Consider the following 20,531-nt stretch of genomic DNA (forward strand, 5'->3'; position numbering starts at 1 on the left):
GTTTAGACAGGCTCAGGCGGCCTTGCCGAGGAAGGCCGCCATCACCTCGGGATCACGGGCGAGCGCCGCGGACGGCCCCTCCTTCGCGACGATCCCGTTGGAGATGACGTAGGCGTGGTCGGCGATGCTCAGGGCGTGCGCCGCGAGCTGCTCGACGAGCAGGATGGTCAGGCCCTGCCTGTTGAGCTCGCGCAGCACGCCGATCAGCTGGTCGACGATCTTGGGCGCGAGGCCGAGCGAGAGCTCGTCGATGACGAACAGCTCGGGCTCCGCCATCAGGCCGCGGGCGATCGCCAGCATCTGCTGCTCGCCGCCCGACATGCTGCCCGCGAGCTGGCCGAGCCGCTCGCGCAGGCGCGGGAACATCTCCAGCACCCGCTCGCGCGTCTCCCGGGCGCGGGCGCCCTTCAGCCCGCCATGGACGTAGGCGCCGAGGATCAGATTGTCCTCGACCGTCTGGTCGGGAAACAGCAGCCGCCCCTCCGGCGCCATCGCCAGGCCGCGCCGGACCTTGGCGTCGGCCGAGAGCCGGGTGGTGTCCTCGCCGCGGAAGATCACCTCGCCCCTGCTCGGGCGCACCAGCCCGGTCGCGCCGCGCACCAGCGAGGACTTGCCCGCCCCGTTGGCGCCGATCACCGCGACCAGCTGGCCGCGCTTCACGGTCATCGACACGTCGCGCACGGCGACGGCCGCGCCATAGCGGATCTCGAGATTCCGGATCTCGAGAAGGGTCTCGTTCGCGCTCATGCCGAGGCCTCCGAAAGCTCGCCATGGGCCACGGGCGAGCCGAAATAGGCCTCGATCACCCGCGGATCGTTCTGCACCACGCCCGGACGGTCGCTGGCGATCACCTGGCCGTAGTCGAGCACGGTCACGGTGTCGGCGACCGCCATGATCAGGTCGACATGGTGCTCGATCAGCAGCACCGAGACGCCGGAGGCCGCGATCTTGCGGATCATCGCCGCGAGCTCGTCGATCTCCTGGCTGGTGAGGCCGGCCGCGGGCTCGTCGAGCAGCAGCAGCCGCGGCCGGGCGGCGAGCGCGCGGGCGATCTCCAGCCGGCGCTGCAGGCCGAAGGGCAGGTAGCGCGCGGCCTCGTTGGCGTGGTCGGTCAGCCCGACGAAGGCCAGGAGCCCGACCGCCGCCGCGCGAAGCTCGCGCTCCTCGCGCCTGCGCCGCGGCGTGCGCAGCAGGGCGTCGACGAGGCCGTAGCGAAGCCTGGACTGGCCGCCGACCAGGACGTTCTCCAGCACCGTGAGTTCGCCGAACAGCTCGGTGTTCTGGAAGGTGCGGGCGAGGCCGAGGCGGGCGATCTCGTGCTGGCTCTTGCCGGTCAGATCCTCGCCGTCGATCCCGAACGCGCCTTCGCTCGGCCGGTACACGCCCGAGATGGCGTTGACGAAGGTGGACTTGCCGGCGCCGTTCGGCCCGATCAGCGCGTGGACCTCGCCTCCCTTGACGCGGACATTGGCGTGGGAGAGGGCGGTCAGCCCGCCGAAGCGCACGGTGAGCCCCTGCGTGACCAGCTCCGCCGTCGTGGCGCGGGACGCCGCGGGCAGTCCGGCCCCCGCCGCGGCCACCTCCGCGGGGTCGAGCCCGCGGGCCGCAGGGCGCAGCCGCTTGAGGCCGAGCCCGAGCGTGCCCATGACGCCGCGCGGCAGCACGAACATCACGGCGAGCAGCAGCGCGCCATAGGCGAACTTCTGCCAGAGCTGGAAGTCCTGCAGGTACTCCGGGAGGTAGGTGAGCACGAACGCGCCGAGCACCGGGCCGAAGGTCGTCGCCGCGCCGCCGAGGATGACCATCAGCAGGAAGCGCACGCTGTCGGAGAAGGTGAAGATGTCCGGCGAGATGTACTGGTTCAGGAAGCTGTAGAACACGCCGGCGACGCCTGCCGTCACCGCCGCCGCCACGAAGGCGAGAATGCGCATCGCGGTGGCGTTGACGCCGAGCGAGCGGGCCGCGATCTCGCTCTGCGAGACCGCGAGCATGGCGCGGCCGTAGCGGCTGTCCGTGAGGTTGTGGGCCGCAAGCGTCGCCAGAAGCAGCGTCGCCGCAAGCACGCCGTAGAAGCCGTAGCCCGTGAGCTCGTAGCCGAACACGCTCGGCGTCGGGATGCCGGAAAGGCCCGTGGTGCCGCCCGTGAGCGCGGTCCACTCGATCGCGACGTTCTCGACGATGATGCCGAACGCGATGGTGACGACCGCGAGATAGACGCCGCGGACGCGCACCGTGGGATAGGCGAGCGCGACGCCGAACAGGGCCGCCACGACGGCCGCGCCGATCGACGCGGTGACGAGGTCGGCGCCGAGCCGGACGGCGAGGATCGCCCCGGTGTAGGAGCCGAGCGCGAACAGGCCGGCCTGTCCCAGCGAGACGAGCCCCGTCAGGCCGACCAGAACGTTCAGGCCGACGGCGATCAGGCCGTAGATCAGGAACAGCATGAACAGGCGGAGTTCGTACTCGTTCTCCGCCGTGAGCGGCACCGCGACGAGGAGCGCGGCGAAGGCCAGGAAGCCGAGGAGATGCGACCGGCTCATACCTTCACCGTCTCACGCTTGCCGAACAGACCCTGCGGGAACACCAGCAGCACCGCGATCATGACGCCGAAGGCGACGATCTCGCGGGCGGCGGTCGAGATGTAGCCCTCGACGAATTTCTCGAGGACGCCGAAGGCGAGGCCCGCCACCAGCACGCCCGGGGCGCTCGTGATGCCGCCGATGATGGCGACCGCGAAGCCCTTGAGGCCGAGCAGGACGCCCATGGTGGCGGAGGCCTGGATCACCGGCGCGACCAGCACGCCCGCGCCGGCGCCGAGCAGCGCGGAAAGGCCGAACGACAGGGCGACGATGCGGTTGACGTTGATGCCCATCAGGGCGGCGGCGCGCTTGTCATGGGCGACGGCGCGCATGGCGCGGCCGACCAGCGTCCGCTTCTGCATCAGGCCGAGGCCGAGGGTGAGCACGATCGCGACCGCGGGGATCAGCAGTTCCTGCGGGTAGACGCCGGCGCCGAAGACGTTGATCGGGCGATCGACGCCCGGAGAGGGCAGCGGCCGCGAGAAGCCGCCGAACTGCATGGTGGCGAGGCTCTCCGCCATGATGCCGATGGCGATCGTGGAGAGCATCCAGCCGATGGAGTTCGCCTGGGCCGTGAAGGGCCGCACCGCGACCCGCTCCAGCGCCACGCCGAAGACCGCGCCGGCGAGGATGGCGAGCGAGCAGGCAAGCCACACCGGCATCCCGGCGTCGACGCCCATGACGGCGAGCACGGCGCCGATCATCAGGGTGTCGCCATGCGCGAAGTTCACGGCCTTGGCCGTCGACCACATGATGTGGAAGCCGAGCGCCACGAGCGCGTAGACGCCGCCTATGGCGAGGCCTGACAGCGTGTATTGCAGGATTGTGGTCATGTACTCCGCTGCTTTCGGATGTCGCGGGCGGTTCCGGGGGAGGAGCCGCCCGCGTCCGGCCGGCCGGGGATCCGCAGCCCCCCTGCCGAACGGTTGGCGGTGGACGGCGCGCGCCAGGCGCCGCCGTCCGAAGCCTCAGTTGCTCTTGCCGTAGGGGGTCTGCTCGATCGGGAGCAGCTTGCCGTCCTGCCAGGCCGTGACCTTGTAGTACTGCGGAAGGATCGCATCCTGCCGCTCCGGATCGGAGGCGTCGAAGGCCGGGTCGTAGTTCGCCACAAGACCTTCCAGCTTCACCTGGTAGAGCGCCTCGCGAACCTTGCCCCAGTCGAACGCGCCGGCCTTCTCGATCGCCTGCGCGATGATGTAGATGGCGTCATAGGCGTTGCCGACGCCGGAGCTCATCTTGATCTCCTGCGGGTCCTTGAGACCGTACTTCGCGGAGATCTTGTCCCAGAGCGCCTTCTTCTTCGGGTCCATCTCGCCCATGAAGGTATAGGTCTGGACCACCTGGACGCCGTTCGCGAGCGGACCGGCGAGCTCGCCGAGATTGCCCGCGATGCCCCAGGCGCCGATGATCGTCGGCTTGAAGCCGACCTTGTCCATCGAGCGGAGGATCTGGTTGCCTTCGCGGTCGAGCGCCCAGAACAGCACCACGTCGGCGCCGGCGTCGCGGGCGCGGATCGCCTGGGGCGTCATGTCCTGGTCGTTCCAGTTGAAGGTCTCGGTCGCGACCAGCTCCTTGCCGGCGGCCTTCATCGCCGCCTGGACGTCCGGCAGCGCGCCGTTGCCCCAGCCGGTGTTCTCGTAGAAGAACGCGATCTTGCCGGTCTTCGACTGCGCGACCGCCTTCTCGACGAGGAAGCGCGCGACCCATTTGTCCTTGGCCGAAACGCGGAACATGAAGTTCGGCGACTTGCCGTTCTCGATCGCCTTGGTGTTGGCGGCGAGCACGCCGATGAACGGAATGCCGATCGCGTTCACGGGCTCGGCCTGCGCCACCGTGACGGTGGAGTGGTAGCCGCCGAGGATCGCCACGCACTTGTCGGCGAGCGCGACGCGGCGGGTGTTGTCGACGCCGCGGGGCGGCGCGCCGGCGTCGTCATACTGGATGAGCTTCAGCTTCTGACCCAGCACGCCGCCTTTCGCATTGATCTCTTCAATGGCGATCTCGGCGCCCATCTTGATCGCCGCGCCGCCAAACGCCGCCGGACCAGTGGTCGCGACAGAATTGCCAATGCAGGGCGCCTTCTGGGCAAGCACGGCGGACGGGAAGAGCGCGACGGCCGCAGCCGCCAGCCAGCCGGAGCTGCGCGATAGTCTTGTCGACGCCATGTTGAACCTCTCGGACATCAAGCCGCAGCGCGGTGACGAAGGGTGATCGACTTAAAGATCGCGTGAAAGCTGACGGACCGCCCGAACGCAATCAAAGACGGTTTTCCGATCACAGCTATTGCCCCAACCTATGGCTTGCCGTTTACTCACGGCCAAGCACGCCATGAGGCTGCCTAACGCGCTGATTAAAGTGATTTTTTCCTGGAAAAGACCCATAAAATGGGCGAATGATCAAATATTAGGCAGGTTCAAAAATGTCAACACAGGACCGTTAGAAGCCGTGGATCTCAGGCAGCTTCGCTACTTCGTGCAGATCGTCGACAGCGGCAATTTCTCGCGTGCGGCGGAGATCCTGCGCGTGGCGCAGCCCTCGCTCAGCCAGCAGGTGCGCAACCTCGAGGAGGAGCTCGGCGTCGAGCTTCTGGTGCGCCATGCCCGCGGCGTCACGCCCACCGAGCTCGGTCTGCGCTTCAGCGAGCGCGCCCGGCGCATCCTCGAGGAGGCCGACGACGCCAAGGCTGATCTGCGATCGCTCACCGAGAGCCCGTCGGGCCGCGTTCTGGTCGGTCTGCCGACCTCCGCGGCGCGCGGTCTCGCGCCCGATCTCTACGCCGCCTTCGCGCAGCGCCTGCCGAACGTCGACCTGCGGGTCGTCGAGGCGATGAGCGGTTATCTCGACGAGCTGATCCAGGCCGGGCGGATCGACGTCGCCCTGCTCTACGACCACAAGGCCTTCGAGAACGTCGCCTGGACCGAGATGATGGTCGAGGAGCTGCTGCTGTTCGTGCCGAAAGGCCATGCGCTGGCGGCGCGCGGCGAGATCCCCTTCGCGCGCCTGTTCGATCTGCCGCTCGTCCTGCCGGGCCGGCCGAACGTGCTGCGGACGGTGCTCCACCGGCTCGCCGCGCGGCAGGACCTGACGCCCCGCGCGGTCGACTGCGACAGCCTGCCGGCGATCGCCAAGATGGTCAGCGGCGGCCGTTTCCTCGGCGTGATGCCGCACTTCGCCTTCGCCGACGAGATCGCGCGCGGGGAGCTCGAAACCGTCCGCATCGTCGACCCGACGCCGTCGTGGCGGCTGTCGGTCGTGGTCTCAAAGCGGACGTTGAGTCCGCGCATCGCGGACCTGACGGCGCAGATCACCGCGGACGTGATCGCGGATCTCGTCAAGCGGAAGGTCTGGTCCGCGAAGCTCACCACCGTCGAAGCGCAGAGGATGCCGAGGCGACGCGTTTCCTAAGGGGGTAGCCTGTGCCGTCTCCGTCGAGCTTTCAGCAGCGCCGTTCCCGGACGAGGAAACGCGACGCCCTGCGCGACGGCCCGGCGGGTCCACAGGGTGCTGTCGCTGATGGGACGCTTTGACGCGTTTTCCGATCGGGCGGGGCGCGAGGCGCCTCCACGGGCGGCATGCGAGGGCTCGGTCCCGTTGCCCGATGTTCGCCTGCTCTCGATCTTGCCGCCGCGCAGCGGTTCTCCGCGCTTTGCCGGCTGCGCCGAATGGCGTATCGGACGGCGCTCGCCTCAGTCAGGCGCAGCGCGTCCGCCGCATGTGAGAACCCGATGACCGTTCTCGACGCCGCCTCCCCCGTGCCCGCCGAGACCCTCGCGGCCGCGCCGCGCCCGGACCATCTGCTGGTCGCCGAGATGGTGCAGCCGGGCTCGCGCGTGCTCGACGTCGGTTGCGGAGACGGGGCGCTGCTGCGGCTTCTGATCGCCCGGCGCGGCGTCGACGGCCGCGGCATCGAGATTTCCCAGTCGGGGGTGAACGCCTCGGTGGCGCACGGGCTCTCGGTCGTCCAGGGCGACGCGGACGCCGATCTCGCGCATTACCCCGACGACGCCTTCGATTACGTGATCCTCTCGCAGACCCTGCAGGCCACGAGGCGGCCGAAGGCGGTGGTGGAGGATCTGCTGCGGATCGGCCGCCGCGCGATCGTGTCGTTCCCGAATTTCGGCCACTGGCGGGTGCGGATGCAGTTCCTGCTCGAGGGCCGCATGCCGCAGACCGCGAACCTGCCCGACCCCTGGTACGAGACCCCGAACATCCATCTCTGCACGATCCGCGACTTCGTCGACCTCGTGGATCTGCTCGGCGCGCGCATGGAGCGGGCGGTCGCGCTCGACGCCACCGGCCGCCCCGCGCCGGTGAACGCGCCCTGGTGGTTCTGGAACCTGTTCGGCGCCCAGGGCGTGTTTCTGCTCAGCCGGAAATAGTGTCCCGGCGCGGCGCGGGCGCCGGAACCCCGAGGGGCGCCGGCCTGAGAGCCCGCGCCGGCGCCACGCGCCGCGGCGAACGGGCCGGCAGCGGCCGCACCGCCTGCTTGCTGGCCTCCACGATGTGCACCCCGGCGAACGGCGCCCACAGCCGGGCGCCGAGACGCTCCAGCGGCGCCGCGGAGCGAAACACCAGCCCGCGTTCGACCGGAGGCATGAACAGCGCCTCGTCCCACCCCTCCGGGGCGAACAGCGCCTCGCGGAGCAGCTCCGTCAGCTGGCTGCGGCTGAACGGCCGGCCATAGCCGAACGGCGTGGTGTCCAGCTTCGCCCAGGCGCCCCGGCGGTTCGGGACGATGGCGATCAGCCGGCCGCCGGGGGCGAGGCAGCGCCAGGCCTCGTTCAGGAATTCCGTCGCGCTGCCGCAGGTTTCGAGCGCGTGGACCGCCACGATCCGGTCGACGGCGGCGTCCGGCAGCGGCCACATCTCGTCGTCCACCAGTCCGGCGGCGTTCGGCCGGTCCAGCGGCCAGCCGGCGACGCCCTGCTGCGACGGCGAGAACGCCAGCACCCGCTCCGCATCCTCGCGAAACACGCCCACGAACGGCGTCGCGAACCCGATTCCGAGCACCCGCATGCCGCGGACGTCGCTCCAGCGCTCGCGCAGCTTGCCGCGCAGGATGCGGCGCGCGAACTCGCCCAGCGGACGGCTGTAGAAGTCGCGGAGATCGAGGATGTCCATGGCCATGAGGAGACTGTAGCCGGCTGGAGGCCATCATTCGACTGGCGGCCGGGACGATCCCGCAAGCTTGACCGCGAGGCGGTCGCCTATAGCCTGTGCGCCCGCCCGAACTGGAGACGTCATGCCCGCCGAGATCGTCCTCGTCCCCTGCCTGTCAGACAATTACGCGGTGCTGCTGCGCGATCCCGGGAGCGACGTCGTCGCGCTGGTCGATGCGCCCGAGGCCGCGCCGATCGCCCAGGCGCTCGAGAGCTGCGGCTGGGGCCTCAGCCACATCCTGATCACGCACAAGCACCCCGACCACATCGACGGGCTCGCCGAGCTGAAGAGCCGTTTCGGCGCGACCGCCTTCGGTCCCGCCGCGGAGGCGGATGCGATTCCCGGCCTGGACCGGACCCTCTCCGAAGGCGACGTGGCCGAGGTCGGCGCCTGGCGGTTCGAGACCATCGCGACGCCGGGCCACACCAAGGGCCACGTCGTGTTCCACGAGCCGGCGGAGAAATGGCTGTTCGCCGGCGACACCCTGTTCGTGATGGGCTGCGGCCGGCTGTTCGAGGACACGCCCGCCGCCATGTGGGGCTCGCTGTCGAAGCTCGCCCGGCTGCCGAGCGACACGACGGTCTGGTGCGGCCACGAATACACCGCGTCGAACGCGCGCTTCTGCGCCTCCGTGCTGCCGGAGGACGCCGCGATCGGGGAGCGGCTGAAGAAGATCGAGGCCGCGCGCGCGGCCGGCCGGCCGACGGTGCCGACGACGATCGGCGCCGAGAAGGCGACCAACCTCTTTCTCCGCGCCGGCGAGGACAAGGTCGCGGCCGCGCTGGGGCTGCCGCCCGGCGACCCGGTGGCGGTCTTCACCGAACTGCGCGCACGGAAGAACCGCGCATGACCGCCCTCGACGGCCTCTCGGCCGCGGAGGTCGTGCGGCTGCTCGACCTCAAGCCCCACCCCGAAGGCGGGCATTTCCGCGAGACCTACCGCGACCCGGCGACCGACGCCGCCGGCCGCAGCCGCTCGACCGCGATCTATTTCCTGCTCGCGGCCGGAGAGCGGTCGGCCTGGCACCGCGTCGACGCGGTCGAGATGTGGCACTTCTATGCAGGCGATCCCCTGGAGCTCAGCCTGTCGGCCGACGGCGGCGAGACGCAGACCTTGCGGCTCGGCGCCGACATCGCGGCCGGCGAGGCCCCGCAGCTGGTGGCGCCCTCCGGCTGGTGGCAGGCCGCGCGGCCGCTCGGGCGCTGGACGCTGGTCGGCTGCACGGTCGCGCCAGGGTTCGATTTCGCGGGCTTCGAGCTCGCCCCGCCGGACTGGCGGCCGTCCGGCGGCTGAGGCTCAGCCCCGGCCTCCCGGCCGCCGCCGGCCGAGCGTCGCAATCAGCGCGCCGCCGACGATGAGCGCGCAGCCGAGCGCCAGCGCGCCGCTCGGCTGCGCATAGCCGAACGCCACCAGCAGCAGCGTCGAGAACAGCGGCGCCGCATAGGCCGCGACCCCGAGAAGACGCACGTCGCCGCGCTTCATCCCCACGTCCCAGGCGAAGAAGGCGAGCCCGACCGGGCCGAGGCCGAGCGCCGCCACCGCCAGCCATTCGCCGGCGGATGCGGGCCAGATCGTCGGCTCCAGCGCGAGGTGGCAGAGCCCCGCCAGCGCTGCGGTCGCGAGACAGAAACCGGCGAGCGCCTGGGTGGGAACGCGCGCGAGCAGCCGGCCGGAGACCGAATAGGCGGCCCAGATCACCGCGCAGACGAGCGCCGAGGCGTAGCCGGCGAGGTGGGCGCCGCCGAAGGCGAAGCCGCCGCCGCGGCCACCGATGAGCAGAGCCGCCCCCGCGAGGCCGCACAGCGCCCCGAGCACATGGCGCGGCGCCAGCCGCTCGCCCGGCAGGGCGGCCGAGAACAGCACGATCAGCAGCGGCCACAGATAGGCGACGAGGCTGGCCTCCGCCGGGGGGCTGAGCCGCAGCGCCGTGAAATAGAAGAAGTGGAAGCCGAACAGGCCGCCGACGCCATGCAGCCAGGCCGGCCAAGGCTGGCGCAGCGCCGCCAGACCGCCGGGCCGGAACGCGGCGACCGCCAGCCCCGCCGCGCCCGCGATCGCGAACGTCAGCGCCGTCAGCAGGAAGGGCGGCGTCGCCCCCGTCGCGGCGGTGAGCAGGGCGAGCGTCGACCAGAGGCCGATCGCGATGAGGCCGATGGCGGTGGCGCGGGCGGGCGGCATGGCGCGGTCCTTAGCCCGCCATGCCGCCGCCGTCACTTGGCGCGGACGTCGCGGCCCGCGCCGTCAGGCGATGTACTGGCCGCCGTTGATCGTGAGCGTGGAGCCGGTCACGAAGCCCGCCTTGTCGCCCGCGAGATAGAGCACCGCGTCGGCGATCTCGTCCGATTCGCCGAGCCGCCCGACCGGGATGGTGGCGACGATCGACTCGCGCACCTTCTCCGGCACCGCCATCACCATCTCGGTCGCTATGTAGCCGGGCGCGATGGCGTTCACCGTGATGCCCTTCTTGGCGTTCTCCTGCGCGAGCGCCTTGGTGAAGCCGATCACGCCGGCCTTGGCGGCGGAGTAGTTGGCCTGGCCCATCTGGCCCTTCTGGCCGTTGATCGAGGTGATGTTGATGATGCGGCCGAAGCCGCGCTCGCGCATGCCGTCGATCACCGGCCTGGTCATCGTGAACATCGAGTCCAGGTTGGTGCGCATGACGTCGCGCCACTGGTCGAAGGTCATCTTGTGGAACATGCCGTCGCGGGTGATGCCGGCGTTGTTGACCAGGATGTCGACCGGCCCGAGCTCGGCCTCCACCTTGGCGACGCCGGCCGTGCAGGCTTCCGGATCGCCCACGTCCCACTTGAACACCGCGACCCCGTGGTCGGCCTTGAAGGCCTGCGCCTTCTCGTCATTGCCGGCGTAGGTGGCGGCGACGTTGTAGCCGGCCTTCTTCAGGGCGATCGAGATCGCCTCGCCGATGCCGCGAGTGCCGCCAGTCACGAGCGCGGTGCGCGCCATGTCGTCCTCCCGTGGAAATCAGGGCGCAAGCCGCCCCTGAGCGGGAGCGCCGCGCCCCCGCCCTGCCTGCCGTCCGAGCGTGAAGTTCCGGGAACTGGGTGGTCAGTCCCGCGCGACGCACATGGCGATGCCCATGCCGCCGCCGATGCACAGCGTCGCGAGGCCCTTCTTGGCGTCGCGACGGATCATCTCGTAGATCAGCGTGGTCAGGACGCGCGCCCCCGAGGCCCCGATCGGGTGCCCGATCGCGATCGCGCCGCCATTGACGTTGACCTTGTCGGTGTCCCAGCCGAGGTCCTTGTTGACCGCGCAGGCCTGGGCGGCGAACGCCTCGTTGGCCTCGATCAGGTCGAGATCGCCGATCGACCAGCCGGCCTTCTCGAGCGCGCGGCGCGAGGCCGGTATCGGGCCGGAGCCCATGACGGCGGGATCGACGCCCGCCTGCGCCCAGCTGACGACGCGGGCGAGCGGCTTCAGGCCCTTCGAGGACGCCCGCGACGCCGACGTCACCACCAGGGCGGCCGCGCCGTCATTGATGCCGGAGGCGTTGCCGGCCGTGACCGTGCCGTCCTTGGAGAAGGCCGGGCGCAGCTTGGCGACCGAGTCGAGCGTCGCGCCGTGGCGGATGTACTCGTCGCTGTCGACGACCGTGTCGCCCTTCTTGCCCGAGATCGTCACCGGGGCGATCTCGTCCTTGAAGCGGCCAGCCTTCTGCGCGGCCTCGGCCTTGTTCTGGGAGGCCACCGCGAACTGGTCCTGCTGCTCGCGGGTGATCTGCCACTTCTCGGCGACGTTCTCGGCGGTCGTGCCCATGTGGTAGCCGTTGAAGGCGTCCCACAGGCCGTCCTTGATCATCGTGTCGATGAACTTGATGTCGCCCATCTTGGTGCCCGAGCGCATGTGCGCCGCGTGCGCCGACTGGCTCATGCTCTCCTGGCCGCCGGCGACCACGATGTCGCTGTCGCCGTTGCGGATCGCCTGGGCGGCGAGCGCCACCGCGCGCAGGCCGGAGCCGCACACCTGGTTGACGCCCCACGCCGGCGCCCCGATCGGGATGCCGGCCGCGATCGAGGCCTGACGCGCCGGGTTCTGGCCCTGCGCGGCGGTCAGCACCTGCCCGAGGATCGTCTCGGAGACCTCGCCGGCCTCGACGCCCGCGCGTTCCAGCGCGGCGAGGATCGCCACCTTGCCGAGCTCATGCGCCGGCAGCGAGGAGAGGCCGCCGTTGAAGGCGCCGACCGGGGTGCGCGCGGCCCCAACGATGACGACATCGGTGTCTGCCATGGAAGTCTCCCTGATCGGCGGGCCGTCGCGGCGGCCGCGAATGTCGCTGGTTAATGGGACCCGGGTCGGAACAGCGCAAGACGACCTTCGGAGTTGGAAGAAAGGCTTATCCGGCGAGCCGGCGACTGCTTCCGCAGCGGAAAGAATTCGCTGTTTCGTCCGCCAGGGCACGCGCTTTCTTCGCGTCTCCGGAAGGAAGCACCGCCATCACGCAGCCGGCGCCGGAGGGCTCCAGCCGATAGACCACGATCCGGCTGCCCGAGAGCGCGCCCGCGCGTTCGCCGACCCGGTAACGCACGATGGCCGCCACCGGGCGGCCCTGAGACTGCTCGGTCGCGCGCCATTCGACGCTCGGCTCGGGCCGGAACACCGTACCGAGATTGAGGGACTCCTTGAGGGGCTTGCGCCCGAACCACAGCGCCGCCGAGGCGCCGTCGGAACTCCAGACCACCGGCACATTGGCGACGCCGAGGCACATGCGGGCGTCCGGCCCCTCGCCGGCCGCCGGCGCCGCGGGGCACTTCTTGTAGTCGTGCCGCGTGAAGGTGCTCGGCTTGAGATCGAGCGCGGGCGCCGCGGCCGCGGGCGCTGGCCCGGCCAGCAGCGCGGCCGCCGTGAGCGCGAGCGTCGCGGCTCCCGCCGCCTGGACCGATCGGTCACCCGTGAGCTTCAGCCGCATGCTTGTTCATCCGCCTAAGGTTCTACTCTGCACTGCACAAAAATCTGGCCGGTTTGCTGATTTCGCCTTATCGTTCCCGTTCTCGTGGCCGCTTTTGCGGCTATCGCGCCGCGGAAGAACGACCAATGAAACCCTCGCCGGCGAGAGATCAGCGCGACATGTCGAGCACCAACAACGCGATCACGATCAAGAAATACGCCAATCGCCGGCTCTACAACACCGGGACGAGCACTTACGTCACCCTCGAAGATCTCGCCGCGATGGTGAAGCGCGGCGAAGATTTCCAGGTCGTCGACGCCAAGACGAACGATGACATAACGCATCAGGTGCTGACGCAGATCATCTTCGAGCAGGAGAACAAGGGGCAGAACCTGCTGCCGATCACCTTCCTGCGGCAGCTCATCCGATTCTATGGCGACAGCGTACAGAGCTTCGTGCCGAAGTATCTTGAACTCTCCATGGGCGCGCTGACGCGTGACCAGGACAAGATGCGCGAAACCATGAAGACCTTCGGCGCCGGTTCGTTCCAGTCCGCGGTCGAAGAGCAGATGCGCACCAACGTCGCCATGATGGAGCGCGCGTTCCGGATGTTCTCGGTGTTCCCGGCCTCCGGGGAGCCGGCTCCGGAGGCGCCGGCGAGCCAGCCCGCCCCGCGCGAGACCAGCCCCAACGACCTGGACACGCTGCGTCGCGAGATGGCCGAGATGCGCGCCCGTCTGGACAAGATGGCGCCGGCCAAGAACTAGCCCCCGGCTCAGCGGTCCCGCGCGGCCACGAACCGCGCCGCGGATCGCAGCGGCTCCGCTTCGTCTCCAAAGCCCGAAAGCGCCCCGGTCGCTTCCTCCGTGAGCGTCTCCAGCCGACGCCTGGCGCCCGCGACGCCGTGGACGGCTACCAGGGTCGCCTTGCCGGCGGCCGCGTCCTTGCCGGTCTTCTTGCCCACGACCGCGGCGGCGCCCTCGGCGTCGAGCAGGTCGTCCGCCACCTGGAACGCCTCCCCGAGCGCGCGCGCATAGCGGCGCAGCGCCTGACGCGCCCGCGAGCCGGCCCCGCCCACGATGGCCCCCATCTCGACGGCGGCCTCGATCAGGGCGCCGGTCTTCATCGCCTGCATCCGGCTGATGTCCGCGTCGACGAGGGCCGCCCCGCCGAAACGGCCCTCCGCCGCGAGGTCGAGCATCTGGCCGCCCGCCATGCCGCCGAGCCCCGCCGCGCGCGCGAGCGTGACGACGAGCTCCACCCTGACGGCGGGGTCGGCATGGACCCGGTCGCTCGCCAGGGTCTCGAAGGCGAGCGTCTGCAGGGCGTCGCCCGCCAGGATCGCGGTGGCCTCGTCGAAGGCGCGGTGGATCGTCGGCCGGCCGCGGCGCAGATCGTCGTCGTCCATCGCCGGCAGGTCGTCATGGATCAGGCTGTAGCCATGCACGCACTCGATCGCGAGGCCCGCCGCCAGCGGTCCGTCGCCCTCCGCGCCGAACATGCGGGCGGCCGCCACGACCAGCGCCGGGCGCAGCCGCTTGCCGCCGCCCAGCATCGCGTAGCGCATGGCCTCGATCAGGCGGGCGGGACGCGCGAGTTCGCCCGGCTGCGCCTGCGGCGACAACAGCGCCTCGAGCGCCGCCTCGGCGCGCCGCGCCACATCGGCGCGAAGGTCATCGAACGAGGACTGCTGCATGAGCGGGTTCCGGCGCCGGTCGCGTTGCGACGTCTGGGTCGCCCGACCGGGGCCGGCCCGTCAAGCGGCGGCTCTGCGTGGCTTGACCCGCGCCGTCTGCTAGGTTGCGGGGAGCGGGCAGACGGGGAGCAGATGGTTGATGGCGTTCTTGGCGCGCGCGTCCTCGGACCGCAGGCTTCGGCCGAGGACGTCCGCGGCCGCCGTCGTGATGCGCATCCTCCTCGTCCTGATCGCGCTGCCGATCATCCTTGTGCCGGTCTATTCGGTCGTGCCGCCGGTCTCGACGCTGATGCTCGCGCGCTGGGCGACCGGACGGCCCGTCGAGCGCGTCTGGACGCCGCTCGACCAGATCTCGCCGGCGCTGCAGCGCGCCGTGCTGGTCTCGGAGGACGCGCGCTTCTGCCAGCACCACGGCGTGGACTGGGGCGCGATCGGCGGCGTCCTGAAGGCGGGCGGCGACTCCGGGCCGGGCCGCGGCGCCTCGACCATCGCCATGCAGGTCGCCAAGAACCTGTTCCTCTGGCAGGGCGGCGCCTATCTGCGCAAACCGCTCGAGATCGCGCTCGCGCACTGGATCGATCTGGTCTGGAGCAAGCGCCGGGTGATGGAGGTCTATCTCAACATCGCCGAATGGGGCCCCGGCGGCGTTTTCGGCGCGCAGGCCGCCGCCCGCCGCGCCTTCGGCAAGGACGCCAAGGCGCTGACGGCGCGGGAGGCCGCCATGATGGCCGCCGCCCTGCCCAACCCCGTGCTGCGCGACGCCAAGAAGCCGAGCCGGTCGGCGCGCGCGCACGCCACCATCGTGGCGAGCCGGGCGCGCGCGGCCGGCGCGCTCACCGCCTGCCTGCGATGAGCGGCGGGCGGCCGATTCCTTCTGGCGTTCCGGTCCGGATGCCGCTATAAGCCCGCCCTGACCGAGGCGGCGACTGAGCTCCGCCCGCTTTTTCGCGCGCCGAACAGGCTGCGCACCGAATTGACGGAGTTTGCGAAATGGCCGTTCCGAAGCGAAAGACGTCCCCGATGAAGCGCGGCCACCGCCGCTCCGCGGACGCGCTCAAGTCGCCGACCTACATCGAGGACAAGGACTCCGGCGAGCTGCGCCGGCCGCACCACCTCGACCTGAAGACCGGCATGTATCGCGGCCGGCAGATCCTGTCGCCGAAGACCGACGCCTGACGCTTCGCGCCAGTTCTGAATGACGAAAGGCCGGCCCAGCGCCGGCCTTTTTCGTTTCCGCCCGCGCGTCAGGCGACGCCCAGATCGCTCTTCGGCTTGTCGCGCGGCCTGCGGTAGGCCGCCAGGGCGTCGGCCATCGCGGCGCGCCGGCGGGTGCGGGTCTGCCCGAAGCCGAGCGCGCCCGCGATCAGCTGCGCGACCAGCGGCGCATAGCTGCGGCCCGCCCAGCTTCTTCCGGCCCCACGGGCTTCGCTCCGCGTCGACGAGGCGCCCGCCGCCGGCGTCTCCTCGACGGGATCGACGCGCGGCGTCTCGGCCGCGGAGGCCGCCTCCCCCGCCCGCCTGGCCTTCTCGGGCCTCGTCCGGCCCCGCTCCGCGGCGCCGGGTCTTTGAACCGGAGGCAACATCAGCATCGAACTGCTGTCCCGCTCGTGGAATTTCTATCGCTTTGGCCCAATACCGGCTATTAACCAAGTATCGTGACCGCCCGGCGCGGTCATCTTCGCTTACGAAGCTAGAGTGTTTGTGAGTGGAGTCTAGGCTCCTGATTCGTCCTCCACATCTATGCGCGGAAACCCCGGGTATGGCGGAAGCCCGAACGATGGTTCAGCCCGGCCTCAGCGACGGCTCGCCGATCGCGGAATTGCTGACGGCGGTCGGCCAGGCCGCCTATGTCTGGGACATCGAGACCGACCGTCTTGAATGGACGGACGCGGCGCATGAGGTCCTGGGGCTCGCCGCCACGACCCCGATCGACTCCGCCAGCCGGTTCGCCGCGCTGTTCGATCCCGACGCGCTGACGACCCGGCGCGAGGCGGTGTTCGGCGCGAGCGCCCCGGATCACGGCCACGGCGTCCCGTTCGAGGTGGAGTATCCGCTCACGCCCGGCGGGCGCGCCAAGCGCCTGTGGGTGCAGGACCGCGGCCGCTGGTACGCCGGGCCCGAGGGCCGGCCGACCCGCGTGGTCGGCGTCGTCAGCCGGCTCGGCGCCCATTACGAGCACGCCCACAACGCCGCGACGCTCGCCCGCTTCGATCCGCTCACCGGGCAGCTCTCGCGCGCCCGGCTGCTCGAGATCGCCGGCGCGACGCTCGCCGCCAGCCTGCGGATGCAGACCGCCTGCTGCCTGGTGCTCGCCTCGCTGACCAATCTGGGCGCGATCAACGAATCCTACGGCTACGACGTCGGCGACCTCGCGGTGGTCGAGGTCGCGCGCCGCTTCAGGCTGGCCATGCGCGGCGGCGACACGCTCGGGCGGTTCTCGACCTCCACCTTCGGGTTCGTGCTGCAGGAGTGCGACCGCGGCGACCTCGACGTCGTGCTGCGGCGGCTCGCGGCGGCGATCCACGACGAGCCGATCGTCACGCCGGCGGGCCCCGTCTCGGTGCGCCTGGCGGTGGGCGGCGTGGTCGCGCCGCGTCACGCGCGCGACGTCGCCGAATTCGTCGCCAAAGCGCGCGCGGCGCTGGCGCGCGCCGCCGCGATCCCGGGCGCGATCCATGTCTATGCGCCCGATCCGGAGCGCGAGGCCGCCCGCCGCACGCACATGCGGCTCGCCGAGCAGCTGGTGTCCGCGCTCGGCGAGCGGCGGGTGCGGCTCGCCTTCCAGCCGGTGTTCCGGGCCGCGACCGGCGAACATGTCTGGAGCGAGGCGCTGGTGCGGATCGTCACGAAGGACGGCGAGATCATCTCGGGCGGGCCGCTTGCGAGCGCCGCCGAGCAGGTCGGGCTGATCCACATGCTCGACCGCCGCGCGCTCGATCTCGCGGCGGCGCATCTGTCGAGCCTGCCGGAGGCCCGCGTCGCGGTGAACGTCTCGGCCGCCACCACGGCGGACGCAAGCTGGCTCGAGGCGCTGACCTCGTGGCTCGCGATGCGGCCGGACCTCGCCGACCGGCTGATGGTGGAGGTGACCGAGACGGCGGCGATCGCGGATCTCGGCGTGACCTCCGCCTTCGTGACCGAGCTCCACGCCCGCGGCGTGAGGGTCGCGATCGACGACTTCGGGGCCGGACACACCTCGTTCAAGGCGCTCCGGGAGCTCTCCGTCGATCTCGTCAAGATCGACGGCTCCTTCGTGCGCGATCTGGAGACCGACCCCCGTTCGGGCGCCTTCGTGCGGGCGCTGCTGGCGCTCGCGCGCGAGCTCGGCTTCGAGACGGTCGCCGAGCAGATCGAGACCAGGGCGGCCGCGGACATGCTGACCGCGTGGGGCGCGACCTATCTGCAGGGCGAGTTGCTGGCCGCGCCGCAGCTCGCCTGAGCTACTCCGCCGCGTCCCGGCCCGAGCCGGCGCCGAAGCGACGCGCCACATAGTCCTCGACCATCGCCTTGAACTCGGCGACCAGGCCGGGCCCGCGCAGGGTCGCGACCTTCTTGCCGTCCACGAACACCGGCGCGGTCGGGCTCTCTCCGGTGCCGGGCAGCGAGATGCCGATGTCGGCGTGCTTGGACTCGCCCGGGCCGTTCACGATGCAGCCCATGACGGCGACGTTGAGCGTCTCCGCGCCCGGATAGAGCGTCTTCCACTCCGGCATGCGGGCGACGATGTGGTCCTGGACCTCGCGGGCGAGCTCCTGGAACACGGTCGAGGTCGTCCGCCCGCAGCCCGGGCAGGCCGCGACCAGCGGCACGAAGGTGCGGAAACCCATGGTCTGCAGGATCTCCTGCGCGACCTTGACCTCGACCGTGCGGTCGCCGCCCGGCTCCGGGGTGAGCGAGACGCGGATCGTGTCGCCGACGCCCTGCTGCAGCAGCACGCCGAGCGCGGCCGAGGACGCCACGATCCCCTTCGAGCCCATGCCGGCCTCTGTGAGGCCGAGATGCAGCGCGTAGTCCGCCCGGCGGGCGAGCTCCGCATAGACCGCGATCAGGTCCTGGACCGCCGAGACCTTGGCGGACAGGATGATCTTCTCGCGCGGCAGGCCAAGCTCCTCGGCCCGGGCGGCGGACAGCAGAACCGAACGGATCAGGGCTTCGCGCGTCACCTCGCGCGCGTCCTTCGGCTGCGGGGCGGCGGCGTTCTCGTCCATCAGCCGGGTGAGCAGCTCGCCGTCGAGCGAACCCCAGTTGCCGCCGATCCGAACAGGCTTGTCGTTGCGCGCCGCGATCTCGATGATTTCGGCGAAGTGCCGGTCGCGCTTGGCCCCGAAGCCGACGTTGCCGGGGTTGATCCGGTACTTGGCGAGCGCCTCCGCGCAGGCCGGATGCTCGGCGAGCAAGGTGTGGCCGATATAGTGGAAGTCGCCGACCAGCGGCACGTTCACGCCGCGCCGGGCGAGCTCGTCGCGGATGTGCGGCACGGCGGCCGCGGCCTCCGCGCGATCGACCGTGATGCGGACGAGCTCCGAGCCGGCGCGCGCCAGCGCCGCGACCTGGACGACCGTCCCGGCGATGTCGGCGGTGTCGGTGTTGGTCATCGACTGCACGACGATCGGGGCGCCGCCGCCGACCGTGACGTCGCCCACCCGCACGGGCCGCGACGCGCGGCGCGCGGCGAGCGTGGCGGGACAGTCCACCGGCGCGGGCGAGGGATCAGGCGTCAACGACATCGGCGCTTCTCAGCTTGAGCTTGGTCCGGCAGTGGGCGCATTCGCCGGAGACTTCGATCACCCGCGCGCGTGGGCGAAAGCCCGACGCGCGGACCAGCCCCTGCAGCGCGCTGGCGAAAGCCTCGGTGGCGGCCTCTCCGACCGCGCCGCAATCCTCGCAGATCAGGAACACCACCGGCGCGTCGCCTGTGGCGGCATGATCATGGCTGCACGCCACGAAGGCGTTGCGGCTCTCGATCCGGTGCACGAAACCCTGCTCCTGCAGGAAGTCCAGCGCGCGATAGACCGTGATCGGCGCCGGCGGGCGCTCGCCCGGCCGCGACAGCCGCTCGATCACCTCATAGGCGCCGGCGGGCGCATGATCGGCCGCGAGCGCCTCCAGCACGCGGCGGCGGATGTCGGTCAGCCGCGCCCCGCGTTCCGCGCAGAGCCTCTCGGCGCGCTGCAGAACCTCCCGCGCGCAGGCGTGGTGGTTGTGGCCCGGCTCGGCGAAGGGGCGGCCGGAGACAGTCTCGGAGTGCGTCATCTCGCCCGATCCCTTAGCACGAAGCGCCGATCGTTGCGTCATCCGGGAGGCCTGCATTGCGCATCGCGGCCGCGCGCTCCAGCTTACCCGCAGCAGGACCCGCGCCGCGCCCAGGAGACCCCTTCATGCCGCAGGACAAGACCGCCGTCGTCACCGGCTCCACCAGCGGCATCGGGCTCGCGATCGCCCGGGCGCTGGCCGGGGCCGGCGCTAACGTCGTGATCAACGGCTTCGGCGACAAGGCGGAGATCGAGCAGATCCGGTCCTCGATGGAGGCCGAGCACGGCGTCTCCGTCGCCTATGACGGCGCGAACATGCTGAAGCCGCAGGAGATCGCGGACATGATCCGCGCCGCCGAGGAGCGCTTCGGGTCGGTCGACATCCTGGTCAACAACGCCGGCATCCAGCACGTCTCGCCGGTCGACGAGTTCCCCGACGACAAATGGGACGAGATCATCGCGATCAACCTGTCGGCCACGTTCCACGCCACCAAGGCGGCGCTGCCGGGCATGAAGCGGAGAGGCTGGGGCCGCATCGTCAATACGGCCTCCGCGCACGCGCTGGTGGCCTCGCCGTTCAAGTCCGCCTATGTGGCGGCCAAGCACGGCATCGCGGGCTTCACCAAGTCCTGCGCCCTCGAAGTGGCGCAGCAGAAGATCACCGTGAACGCGATCTGCCCGGGATATGTCTGGACGCCGCTCGTGGAGCGTCAGATCCCCGACACCATGAAGGCGCGGGGCATGACCGAGGACGAGGTCAAGCGAGACGTGATCCTGGCGGCCCAGCCCACGAAGGAGTTCGTCACGCCCGAACAGGTGGCGGCGCTCGCCGTGTTCCTGTGTTCCGACGCCGCGGCGCAGATCACCGGCGCGATGCTCTCGATGGATGGCGGCTGGACCGCCGCCTGAGCTCCCGAAGGAGGGACCTGCCGGCGGGA

23 protein-coding genes are annotated in these 20,531 nt (G+C 70.9%); 10 read left to right on the top strand and 13 right to left on the bottom strand.

Annotation, left to right across the window (positions count from 1 at the left end; translation table 11 throughout):
- Positions 1–12: 12 nt before the first annotated feature.
- The 4 genes from GGR24_RS07865 to GGR24_RS07880 all read right to left on the bottom strand — a co-directional run bounded on the left by GGR24_RS07865 (position 13) and on the right by GGR24_RS07880 (position 4,672).
- Positions 13–747: an ABC transporter ATP-binding protein gene (locus GGR24_RS07865; protein WP_183394792.1), complete on the bottom strand. Its 735-nt coding sequence runs from the start codon at positions 745–747 to the stop codon at positions 13–15.
- Positions 744–2,540 (bottom strand): branched-chain amino acid ABC transporter ATP-binding protein/permease, encoded by a 1,797-nt coding sequence (locus GGR24_RS07870; RefSeq protein WP_183394793.1) that lies wholly within the window; start codon positions 2,538–2,540, stop codon positions 744–746. Before GGR24_RS07870 ends, GGR24_RS07865 begins: the two co-directional genes overlap by 4 nt.
- On the bottom strand, positions 2,537–3,412 hold the full coding sequence (locus tag GGR24_RS07875) for a branched-chain amino acid ABC transporter permease (protein WP_183394794.1): 876 nt from the start codon (positions 3,410–3,412) through the stop codon (positions 2,537–2,539). The genes GGR24_RS07870 and GGR24_RS07875 overlap by 4 nt, the downstream gene beginning before the upstream one ends.
- Positions 3,413–3,547: 135 nt before the next feature.
- Complete coding sequence (locus GGR24_RS07880; RefSeq protein WP_343066233.1) at positions 3,548–4,672, bottom strand: ABC transporter substrate-binding protein; 1,125 nt, start codon at positions 4,670–4,672, stop codon at positions 3,548–3,550.
- Between GGR24_RS07880 and GGR24_RS17850 the strand changes: the two genes are divergently transcribed.
- The 3 genes from GGR24_RS17850 (at position 4,572) to metW (ending at position 6,958) form a co-directional block, all read left to right on the top strand.
- Positions 4,572–4,790 (top strand): hypothetical protein, encoded by a 219-nt coding sequence (locus GGR24_RS17850; protein WP_343066234.1) that lies wholly within the window; start codon positions 4,572–4,574, stop codon positions 4,788–4,790. The genes GGR24_RS07880 and GGR24_RS17850 overlap by 101 nt on opposite strands.
- A 234-nt stretch (positions 4,791–5,024) precedes the next feature.
- The gene (locus GGR24_RS07885) at positions 5,025–5,984 is read left to right on the top strand and encodes a LysR substrate-binding domain-containing protein (protein ID WP_183394795.1); all 960 of its coding nucleotides are present in this window, start codon (positions 5,025–5,027) and stop codon (positions 5,982–5,984) included.
- A gap of 320 nt (positions 5,985–6,304) precedes the next feature.
- The gene (gene metW / locus GGR24_RS07890; RefSeq protein ID WP_183394796.1) at positions 6,305–6,958 is read left to right on the top strand and encodes a methionine biosynthesis protein MetW; all 654 of its coding nucleotides are present in this window, start codon (positions 6,305–6,307) and stop codon (positions 6,956–6,958) included.
- Here metW and GGR24_RS07895 read toward each other — a convergent pair.
- Complete coding sequence (locus tag GGR24_RS07895) at positions 6,945–7,706, bottom strand: class I SAM-dependent methyltransferase (RefSeq protein WP_183394797.1); 762 nt, start codon at positions 7,704–7,706, stop codon at positions 6,945–6,947. The two genes, metW and GGR24_RS07895, sit on opposite strands and share 14 nt — an antisense overlap.
- A gap of 115 nt (positions 7,707–7,821) precedes the next feature.
- Between GGR24_RS07895 and gloB the strand changes: the two genes are divergently transcribed.
- Positions 7,822–8,589 carry a hydroxyacylglutathione hydrolase gene (gene gloB / locus GGR24_RS07900; protein WP_183394798.1) on the top strand — a complete coding sequence of 256 codons (768 nt, stop codon included), beginning with the start codon at positions 7,822–7,824 and terminating at the stop codon, positions 8,587–8,589.
- Positions 8,586–9,032 carry a cupin domain-containing protein gene (locus GGR24_RS07905; RefSeq protein WP_183394799.1) on the top strand — a complete coding sequence of 149 codons (447 nt, stop codon included), beginning with the start codon at positions 8,586–8,588 and terminating at the stop codon, positions 9,030–9,032. The genes gloB and GGR24_RS07905 overlap by 4 nt, the downstream gene beginning before the upstream one ends.
- A 3-nt stretch (positions 9,033–9,035) precedes the next feature.
- Here the strand turns inward: GGR24_RS07905 and yddG are convergent, their stop codons facing one another.
- From yddG to GGR24_RS07925, 4 genes are all read right to left on the bottom strand, one after another.
- Positions 9,036–9,917, bottom strand: a complete 882-nt coding sequence (yddG, locus tag GGR24_RS07910) for an aromatic amino acid exporter YddG (RefSeq protein WP_183394800.1) — start codon at positions 9,915–9,917, stop codon at positions 9,036–9,038.
- Positions 9,918–9,980: 63 nt separating this feature from the next.
- Positions 9,981–10,703: an acetoacetyl-CoA reductase gene (gene phbB / locus GGR24_RS07915; RefSeq protein ID WP_183394801.1), complete on the bottom strand. Its 723-nt coding sequence runs from the start codon at positions 10,701–10,703 to the stop codon at positions 9,981–9,983.
- A gap of 102 nt (positions 10,704–10,805) precedes the next feature.
- Positions 10,806–11,987, bottom strand: a complete 1,182-nt coding sequence (locus GGR24_RS07920) for an acetyl-CoA C-acetyltransferase (protein WP_183394802.1) — start codon at positions 11,985–11,987, stop codon at positions 10,806–10,808.
- A gap of 106 nt (positions 11,988–12,093) precedes the next feature.
- The gene (locus tag GGR24_RS07925) at positions 12,094–12,666 is read right to left on the bottom strand and encodes a hypothetical protein (protein ID WP_183394803.1); all 573 of its coding nucleotides are present in this window, start codon (positions 12,664–12,666) and stop codon (positions 12,094–12,096) included.
- A 158-nt stretch (positions 12,667–12,824) separates the two neighbouring features.
- Here GGR24_RS07925 and phaR point away from each other — a divergent pair, with 158 nt between their 5' ends.
- Positions 12,825–13,412 carry a polyhydroxyalkanoate synthesis repressor PhaR gene (gene phaR, locus GGR24_RS07930; RefSeq protein WP_183394804.1) on the top strand — a complete coding sequence of 196 codons (588 nt, stop codon included), beginning with the start codon at positions 12,825–12,827 and terminating at the stop codon, positions 13,410–13,412.
- Positions 13,413–13,420: 8 nt separating this feature from the next.
- Here the strand turns inward: phaR and GGR24_RS07935 are convergent, their stop codons facing one another.
- The gene (locus GGR24_RS07935; protein WP_183394805.1) at positions 13,421–14,341 is read right to left on the bottom strand and encodes a polyprenyl synthetase family protein; all 921 of its coding nucleotides are present in this window, start codon (positions 14,339–14,341) and stop codon (positions 13,421–13,423) included.
- A gap of 139 nt (positions 14,342–14,480) precedes the next feature.
- Between GGR24_RS07935 and mtgA the strand changes: the two genes are divergently transcribed.
- Positions 14,481–15,194 carry a monofunctional biosynthetic peptidoglycan transglycosylase gene (mtgA, locus tag GGR24_RS07940; protein ID WP_183394806.1) on the top strand — a complete coding sequence of 238 codons (714 nt, stop codon included), beginning with the start codon at positions 14,481–14,483 and terminating at the stop codon, positions 15,192–15,194.
- A 137-nt stretch (positions 15,195–15,331) separates the two neighbouring features.
- Positions 15,332–15,517 carry a 50S ribosomal protein L32 gene (gene rpmF / locus GGR24_RS07945; RefSeq protein ID WP_183394807.1) on the top strand — a complete coding sequence of 62 codons (186 nt, stop codon included), beginning with the start codon at positions 15,332–15,334 and terminating at the stop codon, positions 15,515–15,517.
- A 68-nt stretch (positions 15,518–15,585) separates the two neighbouring features.
- On the opposite strand, the gene GGR24_RS07950 is transcribed toward rpmF, so the two are convergent.
- On the bottom strand, positions 15,586–15,930 hold the full coding sequence (locus tag GGR24_RS07950; protein ID WP_183394808.1) for a hypothetical protein: 345 nt from the start codon (positions 15,928–15,930) through the stop codon (positions 15,586–15,588).
- Positions 15,931–16,100: 170 nt separating this feature from the next.
- Here GGR24_RS07950 and GGR24_RS07955 point away from each other — a divergent pair, with 170 nt between their 5' ends.
- Positions 16,101–17,780: a bifunctional diguanylate cyclase/phosphodiesterase gene (locus GGR24_RS07955; protein ID WP_183394809.1), complete on the top strand. Its 1,680-nt coding sequence runs from the start codon at positions 16,101–16,103 to the stop codon at positions 17,778–17,780.
- A 1-nt stretch (position 17,781) separates the two neighbouring features.
- Here GGR24_RS07955 and ispG read toward each other — a convergent pair whose 3' ends face one another.
- The gene (gene ispG / locus GGR24_RS07960) at positions 17,782–19,068 is read right to left on the bottom strand and encodes a flavodoxin-dependent (E)-4-hydroxy-3-methylbut-2-enyl-diphosphate synthase (protein WP_183394810.1); all 1,287 of its coding nucleotides are present in this window, start codon (positions 19,066–19,068) and stop codon (positions 17,782–17,784) included.
- Complete coding sequence (locus GGR24_RS07965) at positions 19,052–19,594, bottom strand: transcriptional repressor (RefSeq protein ID WP_183394811.1); 543 nt, start codon at positions 19,592–19,594, stop codon at positions 19,052–19,054. Before GGR24_RS07965 ends, ispG begins: the two co-directional genes overlap by 17 nt.
- A 125-nt stretch (positions 19,595–19,719) precedes the next feature.
- Here GGR24_RS07965 and GGR24_RS07970 point away from each other — a divergent pair, with 125 nt between their 5' ends.
- Positions 19,720–20,502: a 3-hydroxybutyrate dehydrogenase gene (locus tag GGR24_RS07970; RefSeq protein ID WP_183394812.1), complete on the top strand. Its 783-nt coding sequence runs from the start codon at positions 19,720–19,722 to the stop codon at positions 20,500–20,502.
- The last annotated feature ends 29 nt before the right edge of the window (positions 20,503–20,531 follow it).

It is taken from the genome of Hansschlegelia beijingensis (assembly GCF_014196425.1).
In the GTDB taxonomy this organism is placed as follows: domain Bacteria; phylum Pseudomonadota; class Alphaproteobacteria; order Rhizobiales; family Methylopilaceae; genus Methylopila; species Methylopila beijingensis.